1 protein-coding gene is annotated in these 369 nt (G+C 60.2%); it reads right to left on the bottom strand.

The features are described from left to right. Positions 1 to 300, bottom strand: a 300-nt coding sequence (locus tag DK871_RS25595; RefSeq protein ID WP_218581540.1) for a hypothetical protein, incomplete at its 3' end; no start/stop codon positions are given. Positions 301 to 369 lie beyond the last annotated feature (69 nt).

A 369-nucleotide genomic window follows, 5' to 3' on the forward strand; every position in this document is an offset into this window, starting at 1 on the left:
ACCGATAACGGCCACGGTGCCTGTCGCGGCACTGGGTGTGTCCAGCGACGGTTTCAGCAGCGGCACGCTGATTTGGGCCGTAGGCAGTGACTCGACATTGTTCACGGTTTGCGTGACCGCCACCAGCTTGTCGCTCTGGGTGACCGGTACTTGCAACACGCCTTTGCCTGCACTGTCCAGGATGACAGGCGTACCCACAGGGGTGCCTGCGGCATCTTTCAGTTGCACGGTTGCGCCTGGTTCACCGACGACGTCAAGGGTGCCCGTTTGCGGATCGACCGTGCCTACGACTGGTTTCAATAAAGGAATGCTGACAGCATCGCTCGCCGCAGATGTTGTCGTACCCGACGTCTGTACGGCTTTCAGGCT

The sequence above is a fragment of the Pseudomonas sp. L13 genome (assembly GCF_009935965.1).
Taxonomy (GTDB): Bacteria; Pseudomonadota; Gammaproteobacteria; order Pseudomonadales; family Pseudomonadaceae; genus Aquipseudomonas; species Aquipseudomonas lactis.